Raw genomic sequence first — 14,017 nt, 5'->3', positions numbered from 1 at the left:
CGGCGGACGCGCCGCACCCCGCTCAGCGGTCGCCGAGGTAGGCCTCCAGCTCCACCTCGACCAGGTGGTCCGGGTCGATCAGGCCGGCCACCACCACCATCGTGGCGGCCGGGCGGACCGCGCCGAAGACGGCGTTGTGCGCGCGGCCGACCTCGTCGGCGTGCGCCCGGTCGGTGACGTACATCCGGGTCCGCACCACGTCGCCGGGTTGGGCGCCGACCTCGGCCAGCGCGGCCAACCCGATCCGCAGGGCCTGCGCGGTCTGCGCGGCGGCGTCCCCGACGTGGGTCACCACCCCGTCCACCGTGGACGTGCAGCCGGCCGTCCAGGCCAGGTCGCCGGCGCGGACCACCCGGGAGTAGCCGTAGGCGGCCTCCCACGGCCCGCCGGAGCCGAGCCGGGTGACGGTGCGGCTCTCCTCGACGCCGCGCGGGCTCACGATGGTCCGCTCGCCGCGCTCGCTCACGCCGCCGCCAGGGTGCGCAGGGCCTCGGCGACCGTGAAGGCCCCCGCGTAGAGCGCCTTGCCGGCGATGACGCCCTCCACGCCGAGCGGCTCCAGGGTGGCCAGCGCCCGCAGGTCGTCCAGGGTGGAGACGCCGCCGGAGGCGATCACCGGGGCGTCGGTGCGGGCGCAGACCTCGCGCAGCAGCTCCAGGTTCGGCCCGCGCATGGTGCCGTCCTTGGTGATGTCGGTGACCACGTACCGCGCCGCGCCGGCCTTGTCCAGCCGCTCCAGCACCTCGTACAGGTCACCGCCGTCGCGGGTCCAGCCCCGGGCGGAGAGGGTACGGCCGCGCACGTCCAACCCGATCGCCACCCGGTCGCCGTACTCGCCGACCACCCGGTCGCACCAGACCGGGTCCTCCAGCGCCGCGGTGCCGATGTTCACCCGGGCGGCGCCGGTGCCGAGCGCGGCGGCCAGCGACTCGTCGTCCCGGATGCCGCCGGAGAGCTCCACCTTCACGTCCAGTTGCCGGACCACCTCGGCCAACAGGTGGGCGTTGGAGCCCCGGCCGAACGCGGCGTCCAGGTCGACCAGGTGGATCCACTCGGCGCCGTCGCGCTGCCAGGCCAGCGCGGCCTCCACCGGATCGCCGTAGCTGGTCTCGCTGCCGGCGGCGCCCTGCACCAGCCGGACGGCCTGGCCGTCGGCGACGTCCACGGCCGGTAACAGGGTCAGGCTCACGGTGCTTCTCCTCGGTTCAGGTACGACGGTCCAGGGCGATCACCACGATCGCCGGCAGTACGAGCAGCAAGAGCACGACCAGCGCGAGGCGCAGCGCCAGGTCGTCCACGAGCGACCAGATCAGGATGATCGCCGCCAGGGTGAGCAGCACGATCGCCGCACGTTCGCCCCGGCTGTGCCGGGGCAGCCGGCCGGTGCGCCCGCGCCGCACGGTGGGGGTGACCCGGCGCAGCAGCGCCCGCCGCCGGGCCCGCCGGGCCGACCGCCGCTGCCGGACGACCCGCTCGCGGGCCAGGGTCGCCTCCCGCTCGGCCCGCCGCCGGGCCCGCTCCTTGCTCACCGGGCACCCCGCCGGCGCGCCCCGGCGGGCCGGCCGGCCGGGCGGCGGACCGGCTCAGCCACCGGTGCCCAGCGTGCCGAGCCAGTTGCGCAGCAGCGCGGCACCGGTGTCGGCGGACTTCTCCGGGTGGAACTGGGCGGCCGACAGCGCGCCCCGCTCCACCGCCGCGACGAAGTCCACCCCGTGGTGGGCGGTGGTGACGGTGGCGCCCGCCGCGGCCAGCGCGCCCGGATCGCCGACCGCGTACGAGTGGACGAAGTAGAACCGGCTGTCGGCGGGCAGCCCGGCGAAGAGCGCCGAGCCGGCCGGCGCCTGCACGGTGTTCCAGCCCATGTGCGGCAACCGGGCGGCGGGCAGCCTGGTCACCCCGCCGGGCAGCAGGCCGAGCCCCTTGGTCACCACGCCGTGCTCGTCGCCGTGCTCGAAGAGCACCTGCATGCCGACGCAGATGCCCAGCACCGGACGGCCCGCGGCGACCCGCTCGGCGATCACCGGCCCGGCGCCGAGGGCCTCGATCCCGGCCATGCAGGCCGCGAAGGCGCCGACGCCCGGCACCACCAGGCCGTCCGCCTCGGCGGCGGCGGTCAGGTCGTCGGTCACCCGCACCGTTGCACCGGCCGCGACCAGCGCCCGCTCGGCCGAGCGCAGGTTGCCCGACCCGTAGTCCAGCACCACGACGTCGCTCATGCCCCCACCTCCGGCAGCAGCCAGAGCACCCCACCCGCGGTGGCCAGTACGGCGAGCAGCGCGGTGATCACCACCGCGCCGCGCGGCGCGCCCTGCCGGTGCAGCGAGATGACCCCGCCCAGCAGCACGCCGGCCAGGGCCAGCAGCAGGATCGGCAGTACCGCCCCCATCAGCTCCGCCTTCCGTTCGCGACCGCGGGACTCCGCTGCGCTGCGTTCCTCGCGCTCACAGCGCTTGCTTCGTTCGCGACTGCGGGACTCCGCTGCGCTGCGTTCCTCGCGCTCACAGCGCCCCCTTCGTGCTGGGGATCGCGCCGGCCGCGCGCGGGTCGATCGAGGTGGCCTCGCGCAGCGCCCGGGAGACCGCCTTGAACTGGGCCTCGACCACGTGGTGCGCGTCCGGGTGGCCGCCCGGCCGGGCCGCCCGCAGCACGTCGACGTGCAGGGTGATCCGGGCCGACTGGCCGAAGGACTCCCAGATGTGCCGGGTCATGCTGGTCGGGTAGACCGGGCCGATGTACGGGGCCAGCGCCGGCTCGTCGTGCACCACGTACGGTCGGCCGGACAGGTCGACCGCCGCCCGGACCAGCACCTCGTCCATCGGCACGGTGGCCGAGCCGTACCGCCGGATGCCGGCCTTGTCGCCCAGCGCCTGGTCGAACGCGGTGCCCAGGGCGAGCGCGGTGTCCTCCATGGTGTGGTGCGCGTCGATCTCCAGGTCGCCCACCGTGCGCACGGTCAGGTCGAAGCCGCCGTGCCGGGCGATCTGGTGCAGCATGTGGTCGTAGAAGCCGACCCCGGTGCTGATCTCGGCCCGGCCCGTGCCGTCGAGGTCGATCTCGACGAGGACCTTCGTCTCCTTGGTGATCCGCTCCACCCGGGCGGTCCGGCTCATTGCTCGCCTCTCGGTCGCGGGGCTTGCGCGCCCATCTACAGCTTGTCCATGGCGGTGAGGAAGGCATCGGTCTCGGCGGGGGTGCCGGCGGTGACCCGCAGCCAGCCGGCCAGCCCCACGTCGCGGACCAGCACGCCCTGCTCCAGCAGGGCCCGCCAGGCCACGCTCTGGTCGCCGCCGACGGAGAAGAGCACGAAGTTGGCGTCGCTGTCGGCGACCCGCAGGCCCCGGCCACGCAGCTCGGCGACGATCCGGTCGCGCTGCGCCATGATCGCGGCGACCGTGCCGAGCAGGGCGTCCCGGTGGGCCAGCGCCGCCCGGGCGGCGGCCTGGGTGAGCGCCGAGAGGTGGTACGGCAGCCGGACCAGTTGCACCGCCGCCACCACCGCCGGGTCGGCGGCGAGGTAGCCCAGCCGGCCGCCGGCGAACCCGAACGCCTTGCTCATCGTCCGGGTCACCACCAGCCGCGGGTGCCCCGGCAGCACGGCGAGCGCGCTCACCGTGCCCGGCCGGGCGAACTCGGCGTACGCCTCGTCGACGATCACCATGCCGGGGGCCGCGTCGAGCACGGCGGCGACCACCGCCGGGTCGAGGGCGGTGCCGGTGGGGTTGTTCGGCGAGCAGAGGAAGACCACGTCCGGGGCGTGCTCGCGGACCTGGGCCACCGCCTCGTCGGCGGTCAGGCCGAAGTCGACCCCGCGGCGGGCCGGCACCCACCGGGTGCCGGTGCCCAGCGCCAGCAGCGGGTGCATCGAGTACGCCGGGGTGAAGCCCAGCGCCGTCCGGCCGGGACCGCCGAACGCCTGGAGCAGCTGCTGCTGGATCTCGTTGGAGCCGTTGGCCGCCCACACCTGCTCGACGGTGAGCCCGTGGCCGAGGTAGCCGGCCAGGTCGGCGCGGAGCGCCACCGCGTCCCGGTCCGGGTAGCGGTTGAGGTCGCGCAGCTCGGCCGCGAGCGCCTTGCCGATCGCCTCCACCACCGGCTCGGGCACCGGGTAGGAGTTCTCGTTGGTGTTCAGCCGCACCGGCACGTCGAGCTGGGGCGCCCCGTACGGGCTCAGCCCGCGCAGGTCATCCCGGATCGGCAGGTCGTCGAGACTGGTCACGCCGTCACCCCGCTCCGCCGGCTCACGACCCGGACCCCGGGAAACGCACGCTGACCGCCTGCCCGTGCGCGGGCAGGTCCTCCACGCCGGCCAGGGTGACCACGTGCGGGGCCACCTCGCGCAGCGCCTCCCGGGAGTACTCGACCAGGTGGATGCCGCGCAGGAAGGACTGCACCGACAGCCCGGAGGAGTGCCGGGCACAGCCGCCGGTGGGCAGCACGTGGTTGGAGCCGGCGCAGTAGTCGCCCAGCGACACCGGCGACCAGGCGCCGACGAAGATCGCCCCGGCGTTGCGCACCCGCAGCGCCCACTCCCGGGCGTCCCGGGTCTGGATCTCCAGGTGCTCGGCCGCGTACGCGTCCACCACCCGCAGGCCGGCGTCGAGGTCGTCGACCAGCACCACGCCGCTCTGCTCGCCGGTGAGCGCGGTGCTGACCCGCTCGGCGTGCTTGGTCGCCGGCACCTGCCGGGCCAGCTCCCGCTCGACCGCCTCGACCAGCTCGACCGACGGGGTGACCAGCACGCTCGCCGCGAGCGGGTCGTGCTCGGCCTGGCTGACCAGGTCGGCCGCGACGTGCGCCGGGTCGGCGGTGTCGTCGGCCAGGATGGCGATCTCGGTCGGCCCGGCCTCGGCGTCGATGCCGACCACCCCGCGCAGCAGCCGCTTGGCGGCGGTCACCCAGATGTTGCCCGGGCCGGTGATCATGTCGACCGGGTCGCAGTGCGCGCTGCCCGCGGCGTCCACGGCCGCCCCGTAGGCCAGCATCGCCACCGCCTGGGCGCCGCCGACCGCGTAGACCTCGTCGACGCCGAGCAGCGCGCAGGCGGCGAGCACCCGCGGGTCGGGCAGGCCGCCGTTGTCCTTCTGCGGCGGGCTGACCACCACCAGCGAGCGGACCCCGGCCGCCTGGGCCGGCACCACGTTCATCACCACTGTCGACGGGTACATCGCCAGGCCGCCGGGGACGTAGAGGCCGACCCGGTCGACCGGCACCCAGCGCTCGGTCACGGTGCCGCCCGGCACCACCTGGGTGGTGTGGTCGGTGCGGCGCTGGTCGGCGTGCACCTTGCGGGCCCGGGTGATCGACTCCAGCAGCGCGGCGCGGACCTGCGGGTCCAGCGTGCCCTCCGCCGCGGCGATCGCCTCGGCGGGCACCCGCAGCACCTCCGGGGACACCCCGTCGAACCGCTCGCTCGCCTCCCGGATCGCCGGGTAACCATGCTCCCGGACCGCCTCCACGAGGGGACGGATCCGCTCGACGGCCACCGACACGTCGAGTTGGGCACGGGGCAGCAGGCGGCGCGGGTCGCGCACGCCGCCACGCAGGTCGATCCGATTCAACACCCTTGCGAGTCTAGGCGGCCGACCACGGCGGCGACCGGCACCGCCCGTACGCCGGGACGGTGAGCCGGGACACGCCGCCGGGGCGGGGCCGGGCTACCCTCGACGGCGTGACTGCGCGGCTGCCGGTGTTTCCGCTCGGGACGGTGCTCTTTCCCGGTCTGGTGCTGCCGTTGCACATCTTCGAGGAGCGGTACCGGGCGCTGGTGCGGCACCTGGTCGGCCTGCCCGCGGGGGCGCCGCGCGAGTTCGGCGTGGTGGCCATCCGGCAGGGGTGGGAGGTCGCCCCGACCGGGCCGGACGGCAAGCCGACGCCGGGCGGCGGCGAGGTCACCCTGCACGAGGTCGGCTGCACCGCCGAGCTGCGCCAGGTGACCGAGCTGGCCGACGGGGGCTTCGACATCGTCACCGTCGGCAAGCGCCGGTTCCGGATCGCCGACGTCGACGCCCGCTCCGCGCCCTACCTCACCGCCGAGGTGGAGTGGCTGCCCGAGCCGGGCGGCCCGGACGAGACCGCCGAACTGCTCGCCGCCCGGGTGATCGCGGTCTTCCGGCAGTACCTGGGCCTGGTCCGCGCCGACCCGGAGGAGATCTCCGAGCAGCTGCCGGAGGACCCGACCGTGCTGTCGCACCTGGTGGCCGCGACGGCCGCGCTGACCGTGGCCGACCGGCAGCGGCTGCTGGCCATCGACGACACCGCGGCCCGGCTCCGCGCCGAGCTGCGCCTGCTCAATCGCGAGGCGGCTCTGCTGCGCCAGGTGCGGGCGGTTCCGGTGCCGCTGGCGGAGCTGGCCTCACCACCGACACCGAACTGAGCCCGGCCGCGCCGAGCTCCGGCTCCGGGCGCAACGACGGCCACCGGGACCAGCCGGCCAGCAGGGTGTACGTCACCGCGGCGCCGAACGCGGGCAGCAGCAGGTTGCCGTGCGGCACCGGCAGCACGCCGAGGACCAGGTCGACGCCCCCGGCCCGCAGGTCGGCCGGCTTGGTGAAGGCCCGCCCGTCCGGCGCGGTCTCCAGCAGCCGCTGGAACGTGGCCAGCCCGATCCGGCGCCCGACCTGCCACGCGACCAGCGCGGCGCCGAACGCGCCGAGGGTGGCGGCGAAGAGGCCGACCGGCCCCCGCAGCCGGCGCAGCAGCACCCAGAGCGCGATCGCGGCGAGCACCCCGAAGCCGAGCCCCAGCAGGCTGAACCAGCCGTCGGCGGCGATCGGCTGCTCGGGCTGCGGCTGGGCGTAGACGGCGCCGTCGGGCGCCTTGACCACCGGGGTGTCCGGCGCGAGCGCCGCCCAGAGCAGCCCGAGCGGCACCCCGAGCAGGGCCAGCGCGCCGGCGGCGAGCGCGCCGAGCCGGAGCGCCCGGCGGCGCGGCAGCTCCGCCTCGTCCGGCTGCCCGCCGGCCGGCCACACCCGCGGCGCCCCGCCCGGCTCCGCCTGCCACACCTCCGCCGCCTCGCCGGAGTCCACGTACCGCGGCCGGTCCGCACCGGCGGGCTCCGGCGCTCGCGGCCCGTCCGGGTCGACGCCGTCGACGTACCGCGGCCGGTCCGCACCGGCGGCCGGCTGCTCCGGCCCGCCGGCGGGGACGGGCCGGTCGGTGGCCGGGTGCGCCGGGGCGGCGGGCGGCGGGGCGGCGTCGGTCGGTGTGGTCGGGGCCGCCTCGTCGTGGCGGGTGCCGGGCCGGTCGCGGTCGGGGGTGTCCGGGCTCACCCGGTGATCCTCTCAGGCCGGGCGGCGCGCCGGGTCGCCGGTGGCGACAGACCCGCTCACCGGGCGAACGGCTCCAGCATCACCGCCGCGGCCCGCAGCCACGCCTGCCGGGTCTCCGGCTGGAGCTGGTGGTACTCGATCGAGGAACCGGTCTCCAGCGCCGGGTCGTACGGGACCACGGCGACCGCCCGGGTGCGGCTGGCGAAGTGCTTCTCCAGGTCGTCCTGCAACGGCGAGCGGCCCGGCGTGGGGCAGGAGATCAGCGTCACCGCGTTCTCGGCCAGCTCCCCCATGCCGACCTCGTGCAGCAGGTCGAGCATCCAGTCGGCGCTGAACGCGGCGTCCTCCCGGGGCACGGTGGTGACCACCAGCTGGTCGGCGGCCTGCATCACGGTGCGCCAGTTGTCGCTCTCCACGTTGTTGCCGGTGTCCACACAGACCACCTCGTGGGTACGCCGCAGCAGCTCCAGCACCCGCCGGACGGTGAACTGGTCGAGCCGCTGGGCGAACCGCGGGCTCTCCTCGCCGGCCAGCACGTCGTAGGAGCCGTCGGAGGCGTGCCGCAGGTAGTCGTCGAGGCTCTCCAGCAGGTCGTTGCCCTCCCGGATCTCGATCTGGGCGAGGTCGGTGACCAGGTGCCGGATGGTCCGGGCGTGCCGGGCGCTGCCGGCGCGCAGGCCGAGCGTGCCGCGCAGCTCGTTGTCGTCCCAGGCGAGCACGCCCCGGCCGCGGACGCTGCCGACGGTGGCCGCGGCGAGCACGGTGGCGGTGGTCTTGTGCACGCCGCCCTTGGGGTTGGCGAACGCGAGCACCCGCGGGGTGCCCAGGTCACGGCGGAGCACCCCGGCGGCGCGCTCCAGCTCGGACTCGGCGCTCTGCGGCCGCCACTCGACCCGCGCCGGATAGCCCCGGTCGGCGGTCACGGGCGGGGCGGGTGCGGGCGGGGGTGCGGGCGCCGGCGGCGGGTAGCCCGGATCGGGGCGGTAGGCCCCCCGTTGGAGCAGCGCGTAGCGGGACTCCAGCGGCGGCGGTTCGGGCCGGTAGCCGTTGTCCAGCAGCGCGTACCGGGATTCCGGCGGCTCGGGCCGGCGCGGCTCCGGCGGCTCGGGCCGGCGGGACTCCGGCGGTTCGGGCCGGCGTGGCTCCGGCACCCGGTAGCCGGGCTCGCCCGGGTACCCCGGCTCGGGCCGGTACGCCGGCTCCGCCCGGTACGCCGGGTCCACCCGGTAGGTCGCCTCCGCCCGGTAACCGGGATCCGTCCCGTACGACCGCTCGCCGGGATGGTTCACCGGCCGCGCCGACCCGGAGTAGCCGTTGCCGGCCGGGCGGCGGGGCAGGGCCTCGGGCGGGGACAGCGGCCCGGGCGGCGGCAGCGGCTCGTCGACCCGCCGCTCGGGCTCCGGTTGCTCGGCGCCCCGGCCGGCGTGGCGGGCGCGGTCGAGCAGCGCCCGCCACCGCGGTGCTGGTTCGGCCGGCCGACCCCAGCCGGTCTCGCTGCCGTCCAAGGCTCGCCCTCCCCAGCGCCGTCGAACTCCGCCTGACAGGCTACGAACCAAACCCTATGCGGACCACACCCGTCCGCGCACCTTCCCCCCGTACCCGATTGTCACGGTGACGATGCCGTGGGACTACCCTCCGTCGCATCGACCGAGGTCGGCGGGGTGGCCGACCGGGTCACCGGGGGCGCGGGCGGCGACGGCGCACGGGTCGGATCCGTCACCGGCGGTGCGGGTTCGGACGAATCGCCCGGCGACGGCGCGGCGGCCGGACCGCGGCTGCCCTGCTCGGGCGCGCCGGTCGGGGCCGGCGAGGCGAGGCCGGCGTCGGCCGGCGGGCGGGCCACGTCCCGCTGTTCGGGCAGCGGCGGGGTGAAGACGGTCCGGTCCAGCCGGCGCACCTCGGGGGCCGGGTCGACGACCCGGACGTCGGGCCGGGCGGCCACCCCGCGCAGCGCGGCCGGTTCGGCGCGGACCACCGCCGCGTAGACGCAGGCGCACCCCGACCGGTACGCGGCCGCCTCCGCCGCCGCCACCTCGGCGCCGCTGGCGTACACCTGGCGCAGCTCGGGGTCGGCGGCGCCGGCGGCCCGGGCGCGGTAGTCGGCCGCCTCCCGGTCCTTGCGGGCGGCGACGTCGGCCATCGCGCCGACCACGTCGTCGGGCAGCCGCTGGGCCGGGATGCGGACGATCTCCGTCTGCCGGTCGGGCAGCGGCACCCGCCCGAAGACCTCGGCGACCGACACGTCCCCGACCAGCGCCGCCAGCCGCTGCGGGGTCAGGTAGGTCGAGAGCGACACCAGGGCGTACGTGCCGTCGCCCGGCGTCGCGGCGGCGCTCGGCAGGGTGGCCAGGTCGGCCGTGGCGGCCCGCAGGTAGCCCGGGATGGACTCGCCGTTGGCCACCCCGACCCGGGTCACCTCGCCGACGGTCCGGTCACCGACCGGCTGGTCGTCGGTGGCCCAGACCGCGGTGAGCAGCACCGCCGCGCAGGACAGCAGCGCCACCGACGGCAGCAGGCGCGGCCGGGCCGGGCCGTGGCCGAGCCGGGCCACCGCCGTGGCCAGCCGCGGCAGCAGCCGTTGGTCCAACTGCCGCAGCAGATCGCCGGCGCGCACGGGTGGAGGTCCCCTCGTCGGATCGTTCTCGGGCGGGCGCCGCTCAGTCGCGGAGGATCTCGAGCGCGCGCTCCAGGTCGTCAGGGTAGTCGCTGACGAAGCTGACCTCGTCCCCCGTTCGGGGGTGCAGGAAGCTCAAGGCGCGGGCGTGCAGCCACTGTCTGGCCAGGCCGAGCCGGGCCGAGAGGGTGGGGTCCGCGCCGTAGGTGAGGTCGCCCACACACGGGTGGCGCAGGGTGGAGAAGTGCACCCGGATCTGGTGCGTACGCCCGGTCTCGAGCCGCACGTCGACCAGGCTCGCCGCCGGGAACGCCTCGACCGTGTCGTAGTGGGTGATGCTGGGCTTGCCGCCGGAGACCACCGCCCAGCGGTAGTCGTGGGTGGGGTGCCGGTCGATCGGGGCGTCGATGGTGCCGCGCAGCGGGTCCAGGTGGCCCTGCACCACCGCGTGGTAGCGCTTGTCCACCTCGCGGTACTTGAAGGCCCGCTTCAACGCGCTGTACGCCTGCTCGCTCTTGGCCACCACCATGATCCCGGTGGTGCCCACGTCGAGCCGGTGCACCACGCCCTGCCGCTCGGCGGCGCCGCTGGTGGAGATGCGGTGACCGATCGCGGCCAGCCCGCCGATCACGGTCGGGCCGGTCCAGCCGGGGCTCGGGTGGGCGGCGACGCCGACCGGCTTGTCCACCACCACGATGTCGTCGTCGGCGTAGACCACCCGCAGCCCGGGCACCGCCTGCGGCACCACGGTCGGCGGCGCGGCCGGCGCGGGCAGCGTCACCTCCAGCCACGAGCCGGCCTTGACCTTGTGCGAGTTGGGCCGCCGCACGCCGTCGACCAGCGCGTCCCCGGCGTCGACCAGGGCCGCGGCGGCGGTGCGGGAGAGCCCGAAGAGCCGGGACACCGCCTGGTCCAGCCGCATCCCGTCGAGGCCGTCCGGGACGGGCAGCGAGCGGTGGTCGCCGCCGGCGGCGAACGCCGAGGTCATGCCCGCTCCCGCTGCTCGGCGCCGGCCGTCGCCGGGTCGCCGGCCGGGTCGACCGGCCGGCCGTCGCGGCCCACCCGCCCGCCGTCGCGCTGGCGGCCGGTGAGTTCCAGCAGGACGGCCAGCACCACGCCGCAGACCAGGGAACTGTCGGCCACGTTGAACACCGGGAAGTACTCGCCGTACGGCCCGAAGACGCTGACCATGTCGACCACGTGGCCGTGGAACGGGGCGGGGGCCCGGAAGATCCGGTCCATCAGGTTGCCGAGCGCCCCGCCGAGCACCAGGCCGAGCGAGACCGCCCAGGGGGTCGAGCGCAGCCGCGACGCCATGAAGATGATCCAGCCGATCACGCCGATGGTGATCAGCGGGAAGACCCAGGTGTGGCCGGAGCCGATGCTCCAGGCGGCACCGCTGTTGCGGACCAGGCTCAGGTAGACGGCCCCACCGAGCAGCCGGACCGGCTCGCGGTCGGTCAGGGCGGCCAGGGCCCAGTGCTTGGTGAGCACGTCGGCCACCAGAGCGACCAGCGCGACGGCGCCGAGCAGCGCCACGGCCCGGGGTCGGAGCCGGCGGCCGCCCGGCTCGGCGCTGCCGGGTCCGGCGGACGGTGCTGCGGTCATCTGCTCCCCATCGAGTCGGCGGTGATCGCTCACCGTCTCCGGCGCCGCCGGGGAGCGGGTCTCAGCGCCGCTCCTCCAGCTGCTTGCAGGTCACGCAGAGGGTGGCCGACGGGAAGGCGGCGAGCCGCTCCACCGGGATCGGGTTGCCGCACCGCTCGCACCAGCCGTAACCACCCTCGTCGAGCCGCTCCAGCGCGCGCTCGACCTGCGTGATCCGTTCCAGGATGCTGTTGGCGAGGGAGATCTCCTGCTCCCGCTCGAACGTCTTGGTGCCGGTGTCGGCCTGGTCGTCCCCGGCCGAGTCGGTCAGGCGGTCGCGCTGCAGCTCGGTGATCTCGCTCAGCGTCTGATCGTACTCGGCGCGCAACTCGTCACGCCGCGCCGCCAGGGCCGCCCGGATCTTCTCGGTCTCCGCCGCGCTGCGGGTGGCCTTGGCCACCGGCTTGCGGCCGGCGGTCCTGGTCTCGGCTGGCTTCGCCATCGTCGCTCCCTCGGCCGCGGAACCGCGGCGGTCCGCGGCGCCTGGACGGGGGTCGCCGGCATTGGCGCCCCCAGGTACAAAACGGGCGCGCGGCGACGGGGCCGCGCACTCCGGAGGTTGGCAAGAATACGGAACGTACAGGCGTCCGACAACGTGCCGCACCGACGCTCCGCTTTTCAGCCCCGAGTCATGCGGTATCGGGACAAAGGGAACGCTAGCAGATCAACCGTCACGATCCTCGCCGTACTCGCCAAACCAGCGGGCCAACCGACCCCGCCGGCTGACCGCCCGCAGCCGCCGCTCCGTCTCGTCGCGCACCCCGTGGGTGGCCACGATCAACAGGCTGTCGCCGGTCTTGAGGCGGAAGTCCAGCCCGGGCACGAAGCCCACCCCGTCGCGCAGCACCAGCGTCACCGCGGCCCCCAGCGGCAGCCGCAGCTCGTCGATGTGCACCCCGGCCAACCGCGACCCCGGCGGCACCTCCAACTGGAGCAGGTCGGCCCGCATCCGCTCCAGCGGCGCGGTCTCCACCAGGATCTCGGTCGCCTCGGCCGGCGCGGTCACCCGCAACCAGCGGGCGACCGGGGGCAGGGTCCCGGTCTGCAACAGCGTGAAGATCACCACCAGCACGAAGACCGCGTCGAAGAGCCGGTCCGCGCCCGGCACCCGCTCCGACAGCGGGATGGTGGCCAGCACGATCGGCACCGCCCCGCGCAGCCCCGCCCAGGACAGGAACGCCTGCTCGCGCAGGCCGAACCGGAACGGCAGCGCGGACGCCGCCACCGACAGCGGCCGGGCCAGCAGCACCAGCGCCAACCCGGCGACCACCGCCGGCAGCACCGCCGCGTCCAGCCGGCTCGGCGTGGCCAGCAGGCCGAGCAGCACGAAGAGCCCGATCTGGGCCAGCCAGGCCAGCCCGTCGGCGAAGCCGAGGATCGCCTGCCGGTGCGGCAGCCGGGCGTTGCCCAGCAGCACCCCGGCGACGTAGACGGCGAGGAAGCCGGAGGCGTGCAGCACCGCGCCGGCCGCGTACGCGAGCACTGTCAACCCGACCGCCGCGATCGGATAGAGCCCCGCCGAGGGCAGCGCGGCCCGGCGCAGCGCCCACCGCCCGCCGAACCCGGCCGCGAACCCCACCAGCGCGCCGACGGCCAGCTCGTAGCCGACCAGGCCGACCTCGTACCACCAGGGGTGGGCGGCGCCGGCCTCCCGGGAGAGCAGCACCACCAGCAGCACCACCGGGGCGTCGTTCATCCCGGACTCGGCCTCCAGGGTGGCCACCAGCCGGGGTGGCAGCCGCAGCCGGCGCAGGGTGGCGAAGACCGCCGCCGCGTCGGTGGAGGAGAGCACCGCGCCGTAGAGCAGCGCGAGCCGCCAGTCCAGCCCGAGCAGCAGGTGTACGGCCAGCCCGACGACCAGGATGCTGACCACCACGCCCACCGTGGACAGCGCCGCGGCCAGCCCGAGCACCGGGCGCAGCGTGCTCCACCGGGCGGAGAGGCCGCCCTCGGCGATGATCACGATGAGCGCGCAGAAACCGAGCGTCCGGGTCAGCTCGGCGTCGTCGAAGCGGATGCCCAGCCGGGCCTCGCCGATGCCCACGCCGAGCGCCAGGTAGACCAGCAGGCTCGGCACCCCGAGCCGGGTGGAGAGCCGGACCGCACCGACCGCGACCAGCAGGACGGCCGCCCCCAGCAGGAGCGCGACGTCCAGCCCGGGGGTCACTGTCGCCTGCCCCGGGCGTCGCTCACCCGGCGGTCCCGTCGCGCAGCTGTCCGAGCCGCTCGGTCAGCCCCGGATCGGGGCGCTCGATCAGGAAGAGCTTGTCCCGGCTGGCCGCGCCGGCGCGCAGCGAGACCACCGCCGGGCGGACGCCGAGCGCCTGCGCCAGGGCGCGGCGGGCGGCCTCGGTGGCCCGGCCGTCGACCGCGGGCGCGTGCACCGCGATCACCAGCGCGGGGCCGTGCGGCCCGTCGAAGCGGCCGCCGACCCGGGCCCGGGCGGAGCCGGGCTTCACCCGCACCGCGACGGTGAGCGTGTCGTCCAT

Annotated in this window: 17 protein-coding genes; 1 reads left to right on the top strand and 16 read right to left on the bottom strand. The window is 76.1% G+C overall.

From position 1 onward, the window contains the following. Window positions 1–22 precede the first annotated feature (22 nt). From Q3W71_RS23680 to hisD, 8 genes are all read right to left on the bottom strand, one after another. Window positions 23–466, bottom strand: coding sequence for a RidA family protein (locus tag Q3W71_RS23680; protein WP_302921622.1), 444 nt, complete (start codon window positions 464–466; stop codon window positions 23–25). Then, window positions 463–1,188: a bifunctional 1-(5-phosphoribosyl)-5-((5-phosphoribosylamino)methylideneamino)imidazole-4-carboxamide isomerase/phosphoribosylanthranilate isomerase PriA gene (priA, locus tag Q3W71_RS23675; RefSeq protein ID WP_302921621.1), complete on the bottom strand. Its 726-nt coding sequence runs from the start codon at window positions 1,186–1,188 to the stop codon at window positions 463–465. The genes Q3W71_RS23680 and priA overlap by 4 nt, the downstream gene beginning before the upstream one ends. A gap of 16 nt (window positions 1,189–1,204) precedes the next feature. Next, window positions 1,205–1,528: a hypothetical protein gene (locus Q3W71_RS23670; protein WP_302921620.1), complete on the bottom strand. Its 324-nt coding sequence runs from the start codon at window positions 1,526–1,528 to the stop codon at window positions 1,205–1,207. A gap of 54 nt (window positions 1,529–1,582) precedes the next feature. Then, window positions 1,583–2,215, bottom strand: a complete 633-nt coding sequence (hisH, locus tag Q3W71_RS23665) for an imidazole glycerol phosphate synthase subunit HisH (RefSeq protein WP_302921619.1) — start codon at window positions 2,213–2,215, stop codon at window positions 1,583–1,585. After that, window positions 2,212–2,385: a hypothetical protein gene (locus Q3W71_RS23660; RefSeq protein WP_302921618.1), complete on the bottom strand. Its 174-nt coding sequence runs from the start codon at window positions 2,383–2,385 to the stop codon at window positions 2,212–2,214. The genes hisH and Q3W71_RS23660 overlap by 4 nt, the downstream gene beginning before the upstream one ends. Before the next feature lie 112 nt (window positions 2,386–2,497). Next, window positions 2,498–3,109, bottom strand: coding sequence for an imidazoleglycerol-phosphate dehydratase HisB (gene hisB, locus Q3W71_RS23655; protein ID WP_302921617.1), 612 nt, complete (start codon window positions 3,107–3,109; stop codon window positions 2,498–2,500). A gap of 35 nt (window positions 3,110–3,144) precedes the next feature. Further along, on the bottom strand, window positions 3,145–4,215 hold the full coding sequence (locus Q3W71_RS23650) for a histidinol-phosphate transaminase (RefSeq protein ID WP_302921616.1): 1,071 nt from the start codon (window positions 4,213–4,215) through the stop codon (window positions 3,145–3,147). A gap of 22 nt (window positions 4,216–4,237) precedes the next feature. Next, the gene (gene hisD, locus Q3W71_RS23645; RefSeq protein ID WP_302921615.1) at window positions 4,238–5,560 is read right to left on the bottom strand and encodes a histidinol dehydrogenase; all 1,323 of its coding nucleotides are present in this window, start codon (window positions 5,558–5,560) and stop codon (window positions 4,238–4,240) included. A gap of 107 nt (window positions 5,561–5,667) precedes the next feature. Between hisD and Q3W71_RS23640 the strand changes: the two genes are divergently transcribed. Then, window positions 5,668–6,372: an LON peptidase substrate-binding domain-containing protein gene (locus Q3W71_RS23640; protein ID WP_302921614.1), complete on the top strand. Its 705-nt coding sequence runs from the start codon at window positions 5,668–5,670 to the stop codon at window positions 6,370–6,372. On the opposite strand, the gene Q3W71_RS23635 is transcribed toward Q3W71_RS23640, so the two are convergent. The 8 genes from Q3W71_RS23635 to Q3W71_RS23600 form a co-directional block, all read right to left on the bottom strand. After that, window positions 6,287–7,024 (bottom strand): DUF2567 domain-containing protein, encoded by a 738-nt coding sequence (locus Q3W71_RS23635; RefSeq protein WP_302921788.1) that lies wholly within the window; start codon window positions 7,022–7,024, stop codon window positions 6,287–6,289. The two genes, Q3W71_RS23640 and Q3W71_RS23635, sit on opposite strands and share 86 nt — an antisense overlap. A 299-nt stretch (window positions 7,025–7,323) precedes the next feature. Beyond that, window positions 7,324–8,772, bottom strand: coding sequence for an ATPase (locus Q3W71_RS23630; protein ID WP_302921613.1), 1,449 nt, complete (start codon window positions 8,770–8,772; stop codon window positions 7,324–7,326). A 101-nt stretch (window positions 8,773–8,873) separates the two neighbouring features. Next, window positions 8,874–9,881 carry a hypothetical protein gene (locus tag Q3W71_RS23625; protein WP_302921612.1) on the bottom strand — a complete coding sequence of 336 codons (1,008 nt, stop codon included), beginning with the start codon at window positions 9,879–9,881 and terminating at the stop codon, window positions 8,874–8,876. A gap of 43 nt (window positions 9,882–9,924) precedes the next feature. Next, window positions 9,925–10,869: an RluA family pseudouridine synthase gene (locus Q3W71_RS23620; protein ID WP_109899121.1), complete on the bottom strand. Its 945-nt coding sequence runs from the start codon at window positions 10,867–10,869 to the stop codon at window positions 9,925–9,927. Next, window positions 10,866–11,489 (bottom strand): signal peptidase II, encoded by a 624-nt coding sequence (gene lspA, locus Q3W71_RS23615; protein ID WP_302921611.1) that lies wholly within the window; start codon window positions 11,487–11,489, stop codon window positions 10,866–10,868. The genes Q3W71_RS23620 and lspA overlap by 4 nt, the downstream gene beginning before the upstream one ends. Before the next feature lie 61 nt (window positions 11,490–11,550). Further along, window positions 11,551–11,970, bottom strand: a complete 420-nt coding sequence (locus tag Q3W71_RS23610) for a TraR/DksA C4-type zinc finger protein (RefSeq protein ID WP_088992775.1) — start codon at window positions 11,968–11,970, stop codon at window positions 11,551–11,553. Between the two features lie 222 nt (window positions 11,971–12,192). After that, window positions 12,193–13,695, bottom strand: coding sequence for a potassium/proton antiporter (locus tag Q3W71_RS23605; protein ID WP_302921610.1), 1,503 nt, complete (start codon window positions 13,693–13,695; stop codon window positions 12,193–12,195). A 22-nt stretch (window positions 13,696–13,717) separates the two neighbouring features. Further along, window positions 13,718–14,017 (bottom strand): DUF167 domain-containing protein, encoded by a 300-nt coding sequence (locus tag Q3W71_RS23600; protein WP_302921609.1) that lies wholly within the window; start codon window positions 14,015–14,017, stop codon window positions 13,718–13,720.

This window comes from Micromonospora sp. C28SCA-DRY-2 (assembly GCF_030519475.1).
GTDB lineage: Bacteria > Actinomycetota > Actinomycetes > Mycobacteriales > Micromonosporaceae > Micromonospora.
Note: the sequence above shows the minus strand (reverse complement) of the source record. Positions and strands in the feature narration are given on the sequence as shown.

Bases quoted from the DNA above. Each gene is read 5' to 3' on its own strand.
- hisB (WP_302921617.1), bottom strand. From the start codon at position 3,109: ATGAGCCGGACCGCCCGGGTGGAGCGGATCACCAAGGAGACGAAGGTC.
- Q3W71_RS23610 (WP_088992775.1), bottom strand. From the start codon at position 11,970: ATGGCGAAGCCAGCCGAGACCAGGACCGCCGGCCGCAAGCCGGTGGCC.
- Q3W71_RS23620 (WP_109899121.1), bottom strand. From the start codon at position 10,869: ATGACCTCGGCGTTCGCCGCCGGCGGCGACCACCGCTCGCTGCCCGTC.
- Q3W71_RS23660 (WP_302921618.1), bottom strand. From the start codon at position 2,385: ATGGGGGCGGTACTGCCGATCCTGCTGCTGGCCCTGGCCGGCGTGCTG.
- lspA (WP_302921611.1), bottom strand. From the start codon at position 11,489: ATGACCGCAGCACCGTCCGCCGGACCCGGCAGCGCCGAGCCGGGCGGC.
- hisH (WP_302921619.1), bottom strand. From the start codon at position 2,215: ATGAGCGACGTCGTGGTGCTGGACTACGGGTCGGGCAACCTGCGCTCG.
- Q3W71_RS23600 (WP_302921609.1), bottom strand. From the start codon at position 14,017: ATGGACGACACGCTCACCGTCGCGGTGCGGGTGAAGCCCGGCTCCGCC.